This is a genomic window from Oleiphilus messinensis (assembly GCF_002162375.1).
In the GTDB taxonomy this organism is placed as follows: Bacteria; Pseudomonadota; Gammaproteobacteria; order Pseudomonadales; family Oleiphilaceae; genus Oleiphilus; species Oleiphilus messinensis.
Genome location: NZ_CP021425.1, coordinates 576,657 through 593,861 on the forward strand (window position 1 = coordinate 576,657; position 17,205 = coordinate 593,861).

Annotated in this window: 13 protein-coding genes; 11 read left to right on the forward strand and 2 right to left on the reverse strand. The window is 48.8% G+C overall.

Translation table 11 applies throughout. The features are described 5' to 3' along the window. Positions 1-15 precede the first annotated feature (15 nt). The 11 genes from OLMES_RS02580 to OLMES_RS02630 all read left to right on the forward strand — a co-directional run bounded on the left by OLMES_RS02580 (position 16) and on the right by OLMES_RS02630 (position 15,459). Complete coding sequence (locus OLMES_RS02580; protein ID WP_087459813.1) at positions 16-1,377, forward strand: MATE family efflux transporter; 1,362 nt, start codon at positions 16-18, stop codon at positions 1,375-1,377. A gap of 139 nt (positions 1,378-1,516) precedes the next feature. Continuing rightward, positions 1,517-3,460 (forward strand): biosynthetic arginine decarboxylase, encoded by a 1,944-nt coding sequence (gene speA, locus OLMES_RS02585; protein WP_232465250.1) that lies wholly within the window; start codon positions 1,517-1,519, stop codon positions 3,458-3,460. Positions 3,461-3,520: 60 nt separating this feature from the next. Beyond that, positions 3,521-4,729, forward strand: a complete 1,209-nt coding sequence (locus tag OLMES_RS02590) for a saccharopine dehydrogenase family protein (RefSeq protein ID WP_087459815.1) — start codon at positions 3,521-3,523, stop codon at positions 4,727-4,729. Positions 4,730-4,902: 173 nt separating this feature from the next. Continuing rightward, entirely contained in the window at positions 4,903-6,777 is a 1,875-nt protein-coding gene (locus OLMES_RS02595; RefSeq protein WP_087459816.1) for an IucA/IucC family protein, read from the forward strand. Beyond that, a complete protein-coding gene (locus OLMES_RS02600; RefSeq protein WP_198343198.1) occupies positions 6,767-8,680 on the forward strand; it encodes an IucA/IucC family protein in 1,914 nt (637 codons plus the stop codon). Before OLMES_RS02595 ends, OLMES_RS02600 begins: the two co-directional genes overlap by 11 nt. Before the next feature lie 9 nt (positions 8,681-8,689). Then, positions 8,690-9,958 carry an AMP-binding protein gene (locus tag OLMES_RS02605; RefSeq protein ID WP_087459818.1) on the forward strand — a complete coding sequence of 423 codons (1,269 nt, stop codon included), beginning with the start codon at positions 8,690-8,692 and terminating at the stop codon, positions 9,956-9,958. A 47-nt stretch (positions 9,959-10,005) separates the two neighbouring features. Then, the gene (locus OLMES_RS02610; protein WP_087459819.1) at positions 10,006-11,301 is read left to right on the forward strand and encodes a DUF6005 family protein; all 1,296 of its coding nucleotides are present in this window, start codon (positions 10,006-10,008) and stop codon (positions 11,299-11,301) included. Then, a complete protein-coding gene (locus OLMES_RS02615; RefSeq protein ID WP_087459820.1) occupies positions 11,298-12,176 on the forward strand; it encodes a sugar phosphate isomerase/epimerase family protein in 879 nt (292 codons plus the stop codon). Before OLMES_RS02610 ends, OLMES_RS02615 begins: the two co-directional genes overlap by 4 nt. Positions 12,177-12,262: 86 nt before the next feature. Then, positions 12,263-13,402, forward strand: coding sequence for a carboxynorspermidine decarboxylase (locus OLMES_RS02620; protein ID WP_087459821.1), 1,140 nt, complete (start codon positions 12,263-12,265; stop codon positions 13,400-13,402). Positions 13,403-13,455: 53 nt separating this feature from the next. After that, the gene (locus tag OLMES_RS02625) at positions 13,456-14,742 is read left to right on the forward strand and encodes a saccharopine dehydrogenase family protein (protein WP_087459822.1); all 1,287 of its coding nucleotides are present in this window, start codon (positions 13,456-13,458) and stop codon (positions 14,740-14,742) included. A gap of 204 nt (positions 14,743-14,946) precedes the next feature. After that, positions 14,947-15,459, forward strand: a complete 513-nt coding sequence (locus tag OLMES_RS02630; protein WP_087459823.1) for a hypothetical protein — start codon at positions 14,947-14,949, stop codon at positions 15,457-15,459. A 34-nt stretch (positions 15,460-15,493) separates the two neighbouring features. Here the strand turns inward: OLMES_RS02630 and OLMES_RS02635 are convergent, their stop codons facing one another. Together OLMES_RS02635 and OLMES_RS02640 are read right to left on the reverse strand one after the other, a co-directional pair. Further along, positions 15,494-16,570: a hypothetical protein gene (locus OLMES_RS02635; protein ID WP_087459824.1), complete on the reverse strand. Its 1,077-nt coding sequence runs from the start codon at positions 16,568-16,570 to the stop codon at positions 15,494-15,496. Between the two features lie 80 nt (positions 16,571-16,650). After that, the gene (locus OLMES_RS02640) at positions 16,651-17,187 is read right to left on the reverse strand and encodes a VF530 family protein (protein WP_087459825.1); all 537 of its coding nucleotides are present in this window, start codon (positions 17,185-17,187) and stop codon (positions 16,651-16,653) included. Between the last annotated feature and the right edge of the window lie 18 nt (positions 17,188-17,205).

The window sequence follows — 17,205 nt, forward strand, 5'->3', positions numbered from 1 at the left end:
GATTTAAAGAGTGCTATGTCATCTATTTCTTCTAGGTCGGGGCCGGTCGAAGGCCCAATTGTTGTTACTTTTTTTCGCTTTGTTATCCCGTCGGTATTGAGCTTGCTCGCAATCTCCACAGCGAGCGTTATTGACGGTTTTTTTGTCGGCAACTACCTTGGCGCAGAAGCTCTGGCTGCGGTGAATCTGCTGATGCCGTATTTTACGCTCTTGTTTGGTATTGCCTTGATGCTTGCTGTGGGGGGCTCGGTAAAAGCGGGTATTGCCATCGGTAGGGGGGAGGGGCGTCAGGCTTCCGAGATCTTCAGTAAAACCCTGTCCTTTGTTGTGCTCCTGAATTTGGCGATTGTCCCGCTAGTGCTGCTGTTTTCCGACTTTCTGTTTGCGGGTTTGGGGGCTGACCCGGCGCTGTTTCCAATGATGCAGGATTATTTTTCCATCATCTGTATTGCTATGGTTGTGCAGTTGAGCGGGTTGGTACTCTATTACTTTTTGCGCGCTGATAACCACCCGGAACTGGGCATGCAGGCATTGTTGATTGGCGCGGTAATCAATATAACCCTTGATGGTTTGTTTATTTATGTTTTTGAATGGGGCATTCAGGGGGCTGCATTGGCGACCTTGTTGGCGCAGTGTGTTCAGTTGTTCTATTTGTTGCGTTATTTTTCTTTCAAAGACCGTAATCTGCAGCTGCGCATTGTCCGCCAGAACTGGAGCGAGCTCTGGCGCTCTGCTTACAACGGTTTTTCGGAATTTATCAACGAAATATCCGCCGGAATTGTCGTTCTGGTCATACACTGGATTATCAATCAGCAGTCGGGTACAGAAGGAATTGCTGCATTCAGTGTGGTGAACTATCTGATTTTTGTCAGTCTGATGGTGTATTACGGCATTGTGGATGCCATGCATGTTCTGTTGAGTCAAAACTTTGGCGCTGGCAGCACCGACCGAGTGGCCCGTTTCATGGTACTGGCAACGACATCGATAGCGGTGTTGAGCCTGGCGTTGGTGACCGTCTTGCTCGTTTTTCAGGACTACATTATCGCCTTCTTTTTGAATGACAGTGCGGCTTCTGTGGCGGCGTTGGCGGCTGAGTTTATTTATTTGATCTGGCCATTGTTTGTTTTTAATGGTTTTAATGTGTTGGTCTGTGCGTACCTCACGTCGGCTGAAAAAGCGTTTCATTCTTCTTCTCTGGCCTTATCCCGTTCGCTGGCGTTGCCTGTTTTCTTTGCAGTTCTGTTCCACGTTGTCTGGTCCGGAAATGCGTTCCTTTACGCCTTTCCCCTGGCAGAGGGCGTCACGTTTATTCTGGCTCTGGTTTGTATGGTGCGACATACCCCGAGTCGGTTGGTGATGCCTGCTGTTATCAGGTGAATTGTAACAAAAGTAATTTTTAATGTAATGATAAGCATTCTCATATAGAGTCCCGTCTCGAAACTTAGACCCCTTCAGCTCCATCACAGCACAGGCGAATTTGAATTGTTTGTCTGTGGGTGGTGGGTGCTGAAGCTATGTGAGAATCAATTACATCATGCAATCCTATCTGTCCAATGACTGGAATATCGATGATGCGAGTGAGACCTACGGCATTCGTGCATGGGGACGAAATTATTTCGATATTTCTGAAAATGGGGATGTCGTCGTTTCCTGTACCACCGCAGAAGGTGAAAAGGTTCGGGTTGCTCTGCCCGATATAATTGCCGGGATGAAAGCTCGCGGATTTGAAATGCCGGCACTGCTGCGCATCGAAAATATCCTGGACCACCGTGTCCGTATGATTAATGAAGCGTTTACCAAGGCCATAGAGCAGGCCAGCTACCAAAGTATTTATCGCGGCGTTTTCCCGATTAAAGTTAACCAGCAGCGCCATGTTGTTGAGGAAATTGTTAAATTTGGGCGTCGCTATCATCATGGCCTGGAGGCAGGCAGTAAGGCGGAGCTCATGATTGCGCTTGCCAGCTCCCCGGATGAAGAACGCTATATCGTCTGCAATGGATACAAAGATGAAGAGTTCATCAATCTTGGGTTGCGGGCAGTCCAATTGGGATGGCGTTGCTTTTTTGTGCTGGAGACCCTGAGTGAACTTGAGCTTATTATTCGGTGCAGTCAACAGCTAAGCGTTCAGCCAATTCTTGGAGTGCGCGTTAAACTTTCTTCAACAGTGGACGGGCACTGGAAAACAAGCAGTGGTGACCGCAGTATTTTTGGTTTGACCAGCATTCAGCTTGTGGAAGTGGTGGAACGCTTGAAGCTGGCTGGAATGCTTGATTGTCTAAAAATGCTGCACTTCCATCTCGGGTCACAGATTCCCAATATCCAGAATATTCGACAAGGCGTTCAAGAAGCCTGCCGTTATTACATTTCCCTGATTAAAGAAGGGGCTGCAATGGGGCACCTGGATCTTGGGGGGGGATTGGCTATTGATTACGAGGGCGTGTCGCAATGCGATACCCACAGTAAAAACTATACCCTCTCGGAATACTGTATTGATATTGTCGAAGCCGTTATGGAAACCCTTGATCCGCAGGGTGTAGCGCATCCTGTTCTGATGACTGAATCGGGGCGATTTACAGTGGCCCACTCCAGTTTGTTTCTGTTCAATGTGCTCGAAGTCTCTAACTTTGATCCAGTGAAGAACGTCCGGTTGCTCCCCGACAATATGCAATCTGGGCACTACGACGAGAAGTTACGGAATTTACTCGATGTACTGGAATGCATCACGCCGAAGAATGTGCAGGAGTGCTACAACGATGCCCATTTCTACCGCAGTGAAATTCGGCGCAAATTCAATCAGGGACAGGCAGACCTGAGAACACGGGCCGTAGCCGAAAACGTGTTTCTGGAGATCATCCAGCGAATTCAGGAGGTGGCCGCCTCGACGCAACAAATACCCAAAGAGTTGACTAATCTGCGCGAAGACTTTGCGGATATCTACTATGGCAATTTCAGTGTGTTCCAGTCTTTGCCGGATACCTGGGCAATTAAACAGGTATTTCCGGTGATGCCAGTACATCGACTGCAGGAGCAGCCGACGCGGGAAGCAATGATTGCGGATCTGACCTGTGATTGTGATGGCAAATTGGACAATTTTATTGGTAAGCGGCACACGATTCCCCTACATGCTCTCGAGGAAGGAAAAGATTACTTCCTGGGGGTGTTTCTGGTTGGAGCCTATCAGGAAACTTTGAGTGACCTCCATAACCTTTTTGGTGATAGCAATGTGGTGAGTGTTCGGGTTACCGGTGATGGTGAATTTGAGTTTGTTCGGGAAATACATGGTGACAGTATTGCGGATGTGCTCAGTTATGTTGAGTACGATCCGCGAATATTGCAGGAACGCTTCCGTGACACCGTGGAACAGGCTGTACGGTCGGGCAAAATCAACGTTGAGACCCGTCGCGAAATTCTGGGTGCGTTTGACGAGAGTTTACGGGGTTATACGTACTTTGAGCATTAGTGCGAGCATAAATCGTAGTTAGCCTGCTATGCGGCAAAGCGGACAAAGAGGAAAAAGAAAGTGGCAAAAATAATCATCATTGGTGCAGGTGGTGTGGGTAATGTTGTAGCACATAAATGTGCGGAATTATCCAGCGTGTTTGATGACATTGTTTTGGCGAGTCGTACGGAACAAAAATGTATTGATATCGCGACTGATGTTAATCGGAGCCATCCGTCGGTGCGTATTCGAACGGCTCAGGTCGACGCCGACAGTACTGAGGCTTTGATTCGGTTGTTTGATACTGAAAAGCCGTTTCTGGTGATCAATGTGGCATTGCCTTATCAGGATTTAACGATTATGGATGCCTGCCTGGAAACGGGAGTCCACTATCTGGATACGGCCAATTATGAGCCCCGGGACGAAGCCAGATTCGAGTACAGTTGGCAGTGGGCTTATCAGGAAAAGTTTCGTGAGAAAGGATTGATGGCCTTGTTGGGGTCGGGTTTTGATCCAGGCGTCACAAACGTCTTTACCGCCTATGCGGCCAAGCATTACTTTGATGAAATCCATGAGCTCAATATTATTGATGTAAATGGTGGCGATCACGGGCATCCCTTTGCAACCAACTTTAATCCGGAAATCAATATCCGTGAAGTCACGGCAGACTGTCGACATTGGGAGGGCGGGGCGTTTGTCACCACGCCAGCAATGTCTGCCTCGCAACGATTTACCTGTCCCGAGGGGGTGGGTGAATATGCGATCTATCGTATGTACCACGAAGAACTTGAGTCTCTGGCAGCCCACTTCCCGAGCTTAAAAAAAGCACAGTTCTGGATGAGCTTTTCTGACAATTACCTCAAGCATCTGGAAGTATTGCGCAATGTCGGCATGATCGGCATTGAGCCGGTTGATTACAACGGTACGCAGGTTGTGCCGTTACAATTTTTGAAATCACTCCTGCCTGACCCGGCCAGTCTGGGTCCCCGTACCAAAGGGCAAACCTGTATCGGCTGTGTTGTCAGTGGTCTGAAAGATGGTGAGTTGGTGCATCGATATATTTATAACATTTGCAATCACGAGGCCTGTTTCGAGGAAGTGAAATCCCAGGCAATCTCCTATACAACGGGGGTTCCCGCCATGATCGGTGCCAAAATGATGGTTGAAGGAACTTGGCTCAAGCCGGGGGTCTGGAATTTGGAGCAACTCGATCCGGATGCCTTCATGGCTGATTTGAACCGTTTTGGCTTACCCTGGAAGTCAACCTCAGTCGCATCTCAGCCTTTTTGATGACGGTTTGCCCCCCCCTTTGGGGGCTCCCGTTTTTGCCGACGCCCACCTTAAAGTTTCAAAGTGTAACAGTTGTAATTTAGATGTTAATGATATCTATTTGCATTTAAAGTGGGTCTCCGTTGATACATCTCGGATGAAGCACGATTGGTTTGGAAAAAAGTTAGGTGGTTATGAATTTATCTCCCTTGGCAGCTGCAGAAAAGGCGTCGTTCACGGCGTTTGTGAACGGTTATTTGCGTGAGGTTGATTCCGGCGTATGGTATGGCTCAGACATCTGGCTCAAAACCAATCAGCTAGAGCGGTCACTTGAAGGGCACTTTATCATTGAGCTGAATTTACCTCATTCAGGGCTGCGGGTGGCTCTGGAGATTGTGTATCGGTCACTGGTTGGTCGACACCACTTCGCGACTGTGTTTGTCAGGAGTAATGAGGCCGTAAGCCTGATGTGGCGTCAGTCAGATTTTTTAACCATATCTCTCCAGTTGATTCGGGAAATCTACAAGAAACAACTGGCGCAGATTGGCGTTGAGTCGTTGTCACCTGCGGTACTTGAGAAAGTCAAAAAAAATGAACTCGAGTTGCTCTCAAGGTACGTTGAAAGTGCGCAGCTCATGACCAAATATATCGAACAGCGCCAGGGAGACGATTCACTCAACCGGTTGCGCTTTATCGAATCTGAACAAGCCCTGGTATTTGGTCATTGGTTGCACCCGACACCGAAGAGTCGTCAGGGCATCGCCTTTTGGGAGCAGGATACCTATTGTCCCGAATTAAAAGGAGGGTTCTGCCTGCATTACTTCTCTGTAGACCGAGCCTTGGTCAGGGAAGGTTCAGTTCTCAATGCCCAGACCAGCGAGATTATTTTATCCGAACTCCAGCAGGTATTGCCCATCACGCTGAAAGCGGACCATGTGCTGGTACCGATTCACCCTTTGCAGGCTCAGTGGTTGCTATTGAAAGCATCGGTGCAAGCATTGATTAAACAGGGGCGCATTGACTATCTCGGTGAGTTGGGACCGATCTACACCCCCACATCCTCCGTGCGTACCGTATTCCGGGCAGACTCGGAGTGGATGTATAAATTGTCCATTCCGGTCCGCATTACCAACTCGTTGCGAAGAAATATGCGTAATGAATTGGAGGCGGGCATGGCTGTCGACCAGTTTTTGCGTAAATCAGGCTTCCTGCTTTCTCGTCCGGTGTTTAAATCCGTCGATGATCCGGGCTTTATCACGGTTGAATTGCCTGGCGAAGAGGATGTTGAGTCGGGGTTTGAGGTTATCTTGCGCCGTAACCTGTTTCAACAGGACGCTGGTGAAGGCATTTGTTCGGTGCTTTCGTTGGTACAGGAACCGATTCAGACGGAGGACAGCGTATTTACCCGGAGTCTGTTGTGTCAAATCATCGAGGGCCTGGCGCGTGAAGAGGGTCGCTCAACCCGTGAGGTCGCCCGGGACTGGTTTACGGCGTATTGGGAGTGCGCCATCGAGTCGATTATTCTTTTATATGACCAGCAGGGAATCGCGCTCGAAGCACATCAGCAAAACAGTTTGCTTGATGTTTCCGGTGGGTACCCCAGTGCCTATTACTACCGTGATAACCAGGGATTTTACCTTTCCAAAACTTACAGCAAGTCACTCATGGCGATTGATGATTTGCTCACAATGTCTGACATCTACTATGACGACGCCACTGTATTTGGGGCAATAGCCTACTACGTATTTCTTAATCAGTTGTTTGCGGTCATCTATCGTTTGGGCGCTGACAATTTGATTGACGAGGCAGAGTTGATTCAGTTTGTAAGTCAGTCTCTGGAGAACTTGAATACCCGTCTAAGCAGTGTCGGCAAGGGCTTTGTTGAATATATGCTGGAATCCCCCCGGTTGTCCTTTAAAACCAATTTACTGGCCCGGGTACACGATATCGATGAGTTGCATGAGGGTATGGAACGGTCAGTCTATACCACGATTCCGAATCCCCTTTATAAGTCGGTTGATCACGCAACGGCTGCGGATGAGAAAAAGGTTGATTGTAATGTTGCATGATTCTGTACTTAAAGAGCAAACGAAAGGGAATGCTGACACAACCAGTGCTGCTGATCTGGCCATGTCCTACTTTATGGCAGACTCGGCTTGTGTGAGCAATCAAGAGCAGCGTGTAATCCGGCAGTTTGTTGAAGCGCTGCTGTTTGAAAGAATTATATCGTTCACCAGTACCTCCCGAATGGCGGGCACGGTTAACGACGAAAGTTATGACGCGATATTTGATCAAGTGTTTGAATTCCAGATCCAAAAATGCGAATTCCGTTGTCTTGCGACGATTCGTGCTTTTGATCGCGTCCGGATTGCGGAGGGCTCGATAAAAATAAAAGAAGAGGGGGTCTTTCGCGCAACCACGCTGGTTGACCTGGTGGATGCACTTGATATGGACGAAGACGGGAAGCAACGGCTGTTTGGGGAGCTGAAGCAAACGGTCGATTTTTGTCTGTGGAACGATAAAAATCTCACCCATTTCAAGTCTCCACGCCGCAAGCTGTCCTTTCAGGATCTGGAGTCAGCGATCGTTGAGGGGCACCTTTATCACCCTTGTTTTAAAACCAGAACCGGGTTTAGCTACGATGATCACCACTGTTTTGGGCCAGAAGCTGCAAACCGGTTCCAGTTACGTTGGTTCGCGGTCAAGCATGGGGATCTCAGCCGCCATTTTCCAGAACATGAGACGTTATTTTGGCAGCATGAATTAGGCGAAGAGGTCTTTTCTGACATATCCACATGTCTGGTAAATCAGGGCGGTAGCTGGGAAGACTATGGCTTGGTGCCCATGCATCCATGGCAGTACCAGGCTATTCAGGATAGCGTGTTGTCATCGTATCTCGCGTCCGGAGAGTTTATTGATCTGGGTGCTGCCGGCGATTTTTATCAGTCCAGTCAATCGCTGCGCACGTTAATTAATATGTCCGATTTGACCAAGGCAAACATCAAGTTGCCAATGAATGTCGTGTGCACCTCATCCCATCGTAATTTGCAGGAACATTTTGTTTGCTCTGCACCGGTTATCTCAAGCTGGCTGCAGGATATTGTTGCCCGAGATCCCTACCTGCAGCAAACCCGGCGTTTGATGCTGTTGAGCGAGTATGCGGGTGTCCTGTACGAGCCCGGCAGTCAGGATGGTGCGACCGCTGAGGCGTTGATACAAAGCGAAGCTGTGCAAGGCAAGGTGGGCTGCCTGTTTCGGGAAAGCGTCTTGGGTAAGTTGGCTGAGGGTGAAAGGGCATTGCCGTTCAGTGCCTTGATGCTGGTTGAATCCGATGGTTTGCCGTTCATTGCCGATTGGATCGAGCATTATGGTGTCGAGGCCTGGACGGATCAGCTGCTGGCAGTCATGCTCATCCCGATCTGGCATATGCTGGTTCACCATGGCATTGCTTTTGAAGCGCACTCGCAGAATCTAATCCTCGTGCATCGCAATGGCTGGCCTGAAAAGATTGTGCTTCGTGATTTTCATGAAGATACAGAATATGTGCCTGACTTTCTATCGGATCCGGAAAATGAGCCTGATTTGGCATCGGTTGATCCGTTTTTCGAGTCTATTCCCGATAATGATGGCTTCCGAATGACCTCAGTCGAGGCGCTCAGAGAATTATTCATGGACACTGTCTATGTCTTTAACCTGGCTGATCTCGCCTTCTTACTGGAACGTTTTTACAGGCTTAAAGCCGCTCGGTTTTGGGCCATGGTGCGCCAGCACTTGCATGAATATGAAATGTTGGGTGTGACCTCGGGTGACCGGATCAAGCGTGTCGCCGCAGACCGCGAAACCATCGCCGTGGAATCACTTCTGCGCAAGAAAATTGAAAATGGCGGTGTACTGGATTACTTCGAACACGATGTTCGCAATGCCTTATGTCCTGAAAATGAAGATGCCGAACGCACAACAGACAAGAGATAACGAACCGATATGCTTTATGTAGATGACAACTACTATGACAGTGAATATTTCGAACTGCGCTATCAGCAGTTCGATCAGCACCCAATCCTGAGCCAGTGTAAAAGCAAGCGTTTTGCGGTTTGTCTGGAAGATGTCGCGCTCTGGATTGCCTTGAGTTTATACCTAAAAGCCAAAGGTGGATCGGTTTTCCCTATGCCGGTCGATACGCCGGTTGACGCCGCTCGTCGCCGTGCACAACGGAGCCAGTGTCATTATCTGCTTTTTGGTGAAGGTGAGTCTGATCTGGATCAAATTGAAACGATTACGGAACGTGGCGGTGATAGCGAGCCGGTACTGGTGCAAACCAGTTCAGGCACGACGGGGGAGCCTAAATTCATTGAGCGTGCCTGGCAGAGTATTGATGTTGAGATTGCGCATTATGTTGAGGATTTCAGCGAAGCCAATGCCATGACACCGGTTGTGGCCTGTCCGGTAACCCATTCCTATGGCTTGATTTGTGGTGTCTTGGTGGCATTGCAACGGGGTGTAGAACCGGTTGTCATCAAAAACAGTAATCCGAAGTACATCATTCGAAAATTGACTGAGGTTGATGCCCCCATTCTTTACTCGTCACCAACCCTGATTTCCACCATTACCATGCTGGTACCCGCGGCAACGCCAATTCATGCGGTGATGACTTCCGGCACACTGATGCAGAAAGCCTGGTTTGATACAGTAAAACAAAAGGTTACACGATTGTATCAACAATACGGTTGCTCGGAAGCGGGATGCATCGCCTTAGGTCAGGATATTCAATCCGTCAGCGACATAGGCAAACCCCTGAGCCATCTGAGTGTGACAGCGGGTCAGAGCAGTGCTGAACCGGCTGAAATTGTGGTGACGAAAGATGACGGTCAGGTTATTCGTACTCAGGATCTCGGTTATTTTGATCAGCACGGTAGCTTGCATTTTGTTGCCCGTATGGATGACATGATCAATGTTTCCGGCTTTAACGTTTATCCCGCTGAAGTGGAGGAAGTCGTTCTGGAGCTGCCGCAAATACTGGACGCAGTGGTATTCAAACGTCGGCACCAATTTGGGAATGATCAGGTGTGTCTGAATTATGTGTTGGACCCGACGCGAGCTGACCAGAACATCTCGGAACAGGAAATTCGTGAGTGGTGTCGACGCTATCTGGCCAGCCACCAGATCCCAATGCATATCCAGCGGGTTGATGCAGTTCCAAAGCTGCCGAACGGCAAAATCAGCCGCAAAAAACTCACCGATGCAATGGCTTGATCATCGCACCCCATTTTTCAGATAAACCATACGGATACGTTGTAACCATGATGACAAAACAACAGATTGTAGACAGCATCTATAAAGTGCTCTCCGAAAAGATGAATCTCTCTGATTTGAGTGCTTTTCAGAGTGATGCCCGTCTGATCGAAGATCTTGCATTGGACTCATCCATGGTGCTCCAAATGCTCATGTTTCTGGAGCTCGACTGTGGCTTGGAGATACCCGACAGCGCGCTGATGAACAAAGATTTTGAAACGGTTCGAAGTGTCGCCAAAGTGTTGTACGAATCTCAGGACTTACCCAAAGTCGATAAAGGTCTGGAAGTCTACGAGGATGTGAAGATCCATTGTGTGGCGAGTTGTTTGAGTGAAATTGTCAAGCGTAACCCAGCCCTTGATCACCGCATTTTGTACTTCGGTGTTTGGGATGCTGAATTCTGTATTAATGACCAGTATGTTCTGTCTTACCACAGCAATACCATTAGTCATGCATTCTTTGTGGATTGGTATGAAAAACTGTACGGCATGAAAGTGCGTCGTTGGTATCGCCCGGATGCGACGAAAGATGAAAATATTCAGGAGCTGGTAAAGCTGGTTGAAAATCGTACGCCGGACCAGCACATCATGGTGATGCTGGATATGTACCACCTCCCGGAGCGAGTGAATGAATTCAACAAAGATCCTTTTCCACATTATTTGATGCTGGGTCCGAGCAAAAACCCGGATCAGTGGATGGTGTATGACCCTGATTATCGTTGGGAAGGTATCGCCAGCAAAGAGCGGATTTTAAATGCTGTCCGGCAACCAACTGTTGCAGGTGGGTATGTGTTTTCCGATGCGAATGCACGGGTTTCACCACCTGAACAGATCAAGGGGTATTTCGAAGCGAGTGTGTATCTGGATCATAATCCTGTAACGGACTTACTGCGCAAAATTGTCTCTGCACACCTGAAGGGGGTGGACAGGAACGGAGATCCGCTTCCTCTTGCCAATCTGGGCAAAGCCCTTGAGGAAGTACCGGTTCTTTCCCCAAGAAAATATGGCTATGAGCACGGATTTGCTTTTTTCTGGCGTGAACTTTTGCTGCCTGAAGAAGAGTTTGATCAGTGGTGTGATGTGATTGATGAACTCGCAAAAGCCTACAAGCTGGTGCAATTCCAGGCCATGAAATTATCAGCAACGCAAAACCGGGACCTCTCCGGAAAACTGTTCGAGTTGCTGGACGCGCAGGATGAAAGAGAGTTTCGCTTGAAAAAACGGCTCAATGAAGTGTTCCTGTTGTGGTGTGAGGCTGTTTTCGATTCAAGCAAATCCCCGACTGCCGCCGGAGGCGTAGAATGAAACTGAACGTATGCACGATTTCGTTTCGGCATCACCTGATTTCTTTTGAACAAATCGCACATTGGGCAAAACGCCATCATTTTAATGGCATTGAGTTATGGGGGGTGCATGCGAAAAACATGGACGCCCGTATGGAATACGGCAAGTCGTGGCTCAGCCAGCAAAACCTCAGTGTACCCATGATCAGTGATTATTTACCGCTCGCCGGTGATGCCGACACTGCAATCGCAAAAGCGACTTCACTGGGTATTTTGTGCGAGTACTGGGGGGCTAAAAAACTACGGACGTTTGCCGGTAACCGTTCCAGTCACCTGGTCTCAAAAGAAGAGCGATCCCTGTGGACCACACGCCTGCGTAAGCTTTGTGACGTGGCCCGGGAATTTGGCGTCTACCTTGTTGTTGAAACCCACCCCAACACATTAGCGGACACGCTCGAATCAACTTTACAGCTGATTGAAGAGGTGAATCACCCTGCACTGCGCATCAACTTTGATGTAATTCACGTCTGGGAGTGTGGCAGTGACCCGGTGTCGGCGCTTAAGGCATTAGAACCATTGGTTGTCCATATTCATCTGAAAAATATCACCGATAAAGCGCTATTGAATGTTTTCAATCCGGGCAATGTTTATGCGCCTGCTGGAGACCGCAGCGGTATGGTGAAGCTGTTTGAGGGGGCGTTCGATTTCAATGGTTTTCTAGCGCATTTGAAACAACACTCCAGCATACCCTGGCAAGTACTGGACGCATCTTTGGAATGGTTCGGCGCTGATGTATGCACTACGTTGGAAGCCGATTGCAAACTGCTGAGAGAATTCGGTTTTGCGGTTAACCCTGTCACAACGGCCACACAAGAAAAAGCAGCAACCCTGGCCTAGATGTGTCCCTGAAAAATATTGCTTTTAACCATTACTACGAATTGATTACGAATAATTGATTACTTCTACTTTGAATTACTACGACTATGCAGCTTCAAACTCCTTATTATTTGGTTGATGAATCTCTGATGCTTCCGGCACTGGAGAGAATACGTTATGTCGAAACCCAGTCGGGTGCAAAATCAGTATTGGCACTGAAGTGTTTTTCGACCTGGTGTGTGTTTGACTTCATGAAAAACTACATGGCGGGTACAACCAGCAGCAGTCTCTATGAAGCTCGACTGGGCCATGAAAAGTTTGGTGGTGAAAATCACGGTTACAGCGTTGCGTATACCGAAGCTGAGCTAAAGGAAGTGGTTCAGTACTGTGACAAAGTGATTTTCAATTCCCTGAGTCAGCTGGATCGCTTTTATCAACATGCCCGTCACCGGTCTGTGGGGTTGCGAATCAATCCTGAAGTCGGCTGTTCTCATTACGCCCTTAGCGATACGGTTGGGCGATATTCCCGTCTCGGCGTTCGCGCCGAGTTGCTACCGGCACAGATTGATAAGCTGATTGATGGTGCGATGTTCCACATGAATTGTGAAAACGATGATGTTGAGAATATTTCAGCCCAGATTGATCAGATAGAAAGCCGGTTTGCCGCGTTATTGCCAAAGCTCAGTTGGGTGAGTTTGGGCGGAGGAATTGCGTTTACCAGTCCTGACTATCCGGTCGATGTCTTGTGTCAGCGATTGGCAGAATTTGCTGCCAGATTTGATGTCCAGGTCTACCTGGAGCCGGGTGATGCTGCCGTTAAAAATTCCGCGGAACTTGTTGTCTCGGTATTGGATTTAATCGAAAACGAGGTACCCACACTGATTGTTGACGCGGGTGTTGAAACCCACGCGCTGGATTTGCTGGTGTATCAGTTTATGCCGAAGTTAAAAGCTGCCAGAGCCGTGAGTGATGCTGAGCTGGACGAGCTTGTCCGTCAGAAAAAACCGGTCTATCGAGTTTGTGGACGTACATGCCTGGCCGGAGATGTATTTGGTAATTATGTTTTTGAAGCGCCGGTGCAGATTGGCCAACAGCTTCATTTTCAGGATATGGCAGGCTACACCATGGTCAAGAAGAACTATTTCAACGGGATCCAGATGCCCTCAATCGTGCATAAAAATCTCCAGGGAGAAACACGGATCGTTCAGTCCTGTTCCTACCAGCAGTTCAGGGACTTCTTGTCTTGAGCGTTAAGCATACGCGTTGTTAGAAATTTTAATTGCATCCTGGAGGGTTAAGCATGAAAAAAAATGTTCTCATTGTCGGGGCTGGTGCTGTTGGCGCAGTAGCCGCACATAAATGTGCACAGCATAGCGATGTTTTTTCTTCGGTCTGTATAGCGTCGAGAACGACGACAAAGTGCCATGATATTATTCAAGAGATCCACAAAAAAGGTCATCATCCTGCGGAGGGGTTTGCGTTGCTGGCACGCTCGGTGGATGCTTACGACACCGACGCATTAATTACCCTGATCCGGGAATTGAATACCGACATTGTGATCAATGTTTGTACGGCCTTTGTCAATCGTTTCATCCTGGATGCCTGCATGGAAACCGGTGCGACCTATATCGATACCGCTGTGCACGAAGATTACGATGTGATGAATGCGTCCTATCCGTGGTATGCCAATTTTGAATGGAAAAAGCGCGATGCATGTAAAGACAAGGGCATCACGGCTATTTTGGGGGCAGGTTTCGATCCGGGTGTGGTAAATGCCTATTGTGCCTATGCTCAGCGTAATGAATTCGATCATATCCATTCTATTGATATTCTGGATGTCAATGATGGCCATCATGGCCGCTTCTTCTCAACCAATTTTGATCCGGAAATCAATCTTCGAGAAATTATTGAAGATGCGGGCTGTCTGGAGGATGGCAAGTGGCGAACGTATCCACATCATTCCCGATCAATGGAATACGACTTTCCGGAAGTCGGGAGCAAAAAAGTTTACCTGATGGGGCATGATGAAGTGCATTCCCTTTCAGTCAATATAGAGGGTCTGCAAACCGTACGGTTTTGGATGGGGTTTGATGATCATTATTTGAATTGTGTGAATGTATTCAAGAATGTAGGCCTGTTAAATCACCAGCCGGTAAAAGTGGGCGATGGTCAAGATGTGGTGCCGCTGCATCTGCTGAAAGCCTGTCTGCCGGACCCGGCCAGCCTGGCTTCCAATTATACGGGTAAAACCTGTATTGGAACCTTGATTAAAGGCACCTATCGAGATCAGAGCAAAGAAGTCTTTATTTACAATATTTGTGATCACGAAGCAGCATTTGCCGATGCCAATTCACAAGCGATTGCTTTTACGGCAGGCGTGCCACCCGTAGCTGCGGCAATTCTGGTGGCGAATGGCAGTTGGGATGTGAAAACGATGGTGAACGTCGAAGAGCTGGACCCGGCACCTTTTTTGACGATGCTGACGCAAATGGGCTTGTCTACCCAGATACGTGTCATGCCGGTAAGTGGTCAGGTTGAACGCGAAGAGCAACTTTGTGTTTGCGTACCCGATTTGAAGGCGATGTGAATTACTGCACACATTTATCTGAGGGCAATTGGTCATAAACCCCGTAATCGTTACGTATAGACGCTGTAATCTTTAAACGGGAAAGGGCCACTGTGCTCTTGGGTGATCATCATGAAATGCCGAACACGTACTTTCAAGAATTGGGCCGTTGCAAGCCGGTCTACAAAATCGTGGCTGACTGTCTTTTGTCTCTGGGGATGCCTAATGGGGGCGGCTCAAGCGGAAGTGATTGTTAATCGCGCGCCCATCAGTGGGCAACTGCTGACATTTTTAAATAACAATGGACTGCAAGTGGCTTCGGGTCGCTACTGGTATGACCGGGTTTCCGGGGCATGGGGCTATGAGAATGGCCCGATAGCAGGACAGATTTGGCCTGGACTGCCGGTTTCGGCACCCTTGCCAGCAGATATCTCCCGGGGCAATACCGGTATATTTATCAATGGTCGGGAAATTACCGCTCAGGAGCGCGAATTTATTCGTGCTTATCTCGGCTATACACTGCCGGGACGCTATTGGGTTAATGCTTATGGTGTAGGTGGCCCCGAGGGGCAGGGGCCGATGTTCGATTTGTCGGGGATGGCGCCTCAGGGCGGCAACAGCGTGGGGCACCGGGCCCGAGGTGGCTCTGTTATCAGTGACGGCACCACATCGGGCTTTATTTCCTCCGATTATGGTGTAAGCGTAACCTGTGGACCAGATGGTGGCTGTATTTACTGATTAACCGTATTTCGCTAACAAACTGATTGGTTTCTCACGCTCGCATGGAGCGCAGCAAAACCAGTAAATCCGGGGCCAGCTGAATATAGCTGGCCAGGACACCTGCCATATCCAAACCGTCCATGCTTTTTTCCAAGGCATCATTGTGGACATTTTCAATCATGGTTTGTAGATAACGTTCCCCGCGCAAGCGATTGACGCCCAATTCTGCGATGGGTGAAATAAGCGGGGCAACCAGCATGGTGGCCGCCAGACCACCCAATGCGCCACCCACCGTCACCCAGGCGGGCACACCAGCCCATTTGAACCATAAGGCACCCATTAAAGACTGATGACTGAGAAACATGCCATTGGCAAATGCCGCGCCGGTCGCAATTGAACTGCCGAACGCAACCTGTTGACCCAGACTGTTACCTAACCAGCCAATTAAAAAGAACATCATCATGTCCCGCACGCCTTCGCGGGGTAAATTGAAGTGCAGCAGGCGCTCATGGAGGAAAGCAACAATTCGCTCCTGTTGTTCCCGAATTTCCTGTTGCTGCAGTAATTTCTCGCATTCCTGCAGTTGTGGAACCGCGGCTTCCAGTGCCTGATGTAATTTTTCGTTCAATATATCCAGCTGTAACAGCTCTGTGCTGATGACCTGTAGCAGTTCAGCTTCCTTGCCGGACAGTTTGCTGAGCGGATTTACCGGATCGATATTGGCCTCACTGACAAACTCCGCAAAAGGTTTGTTGTCAGTCTCATCGTATTTGCGCAGCGCCGTATCACTGCTTGGCCACAGGGCAGCCATATTGAGTTTCCCTGCGACCTGGGTTGAGACTTTTACGGTAACGGGACGAATGCCTTTGTGCCAGGCTGCCTTACCCTTGCTGGCCAGAAAACGGGGAATGGCGATAAAATCACCGGGTATGTCCCGACGATGTTGCCAATGGCGACGGAAAATTGAACTTGGTGAGGCGAAGTGGGCTTTATAAATGTCAGGTACTCGCCCTCGGGACTGGGCAAAGTGATCGTCCATAATGCAGCGTAACGTTTCCGCCAGTCGTGTCTGTGTGACCGGGAGGTTGTCAGTTGTCAGGTTTTCCGGGTGTTCTGCTGCCGTGGTCACACTGTGCTCCAGGGTTTAATTTGAATTGCTATGATCATACTCTGGAGCTTAATCTGCTGTAAACAAAAAATGCGGAGGTGTTAAGACTTACTTTTTCCCCAGGGATTTACGGGGTTTGATGTGCGCTCCCGGTCGGGAGCCCTGTCACTTCTTGAGGCTGCCGATCCCCGGCGGTCATCCCAAACATTACTTCGTGTACGGCCTGATGAATTGGCATTGTTGGCACGAGGACGATTGCGACTGTTCCGTTCTGCTGCTTTTTTCGCCCGTTTTTCCCGTAACCGTTCCGCATCTTCAAGGCTTAGTTCAGCGGGTTCTCCCGGCTTTTGATCGTCAGGAACAATCCGGTCCCGAGGCGGTAGAGCAAACTGTTCGTCGGACGCTCTGGGCAGATTCTTGAACTGATAGAGATAGAACGCTTCCACTTTTTCACGTGCCCAATCTGTTTTTTTGAGGAACTTGACGCTTGAATCGATGCTGGGCTTGGTTTTGAAACAATTAATGTTCAAATAAGCGTAAAGTATCTCAAAACCATAATGGTCAACGATTTCGACCAACAGATTTTTGAGGCTAAGCCCGTGTAGCGGGTTGTTTTTGTAGTTGATCTCATCATTCATAACTATGCCCAAAATTCG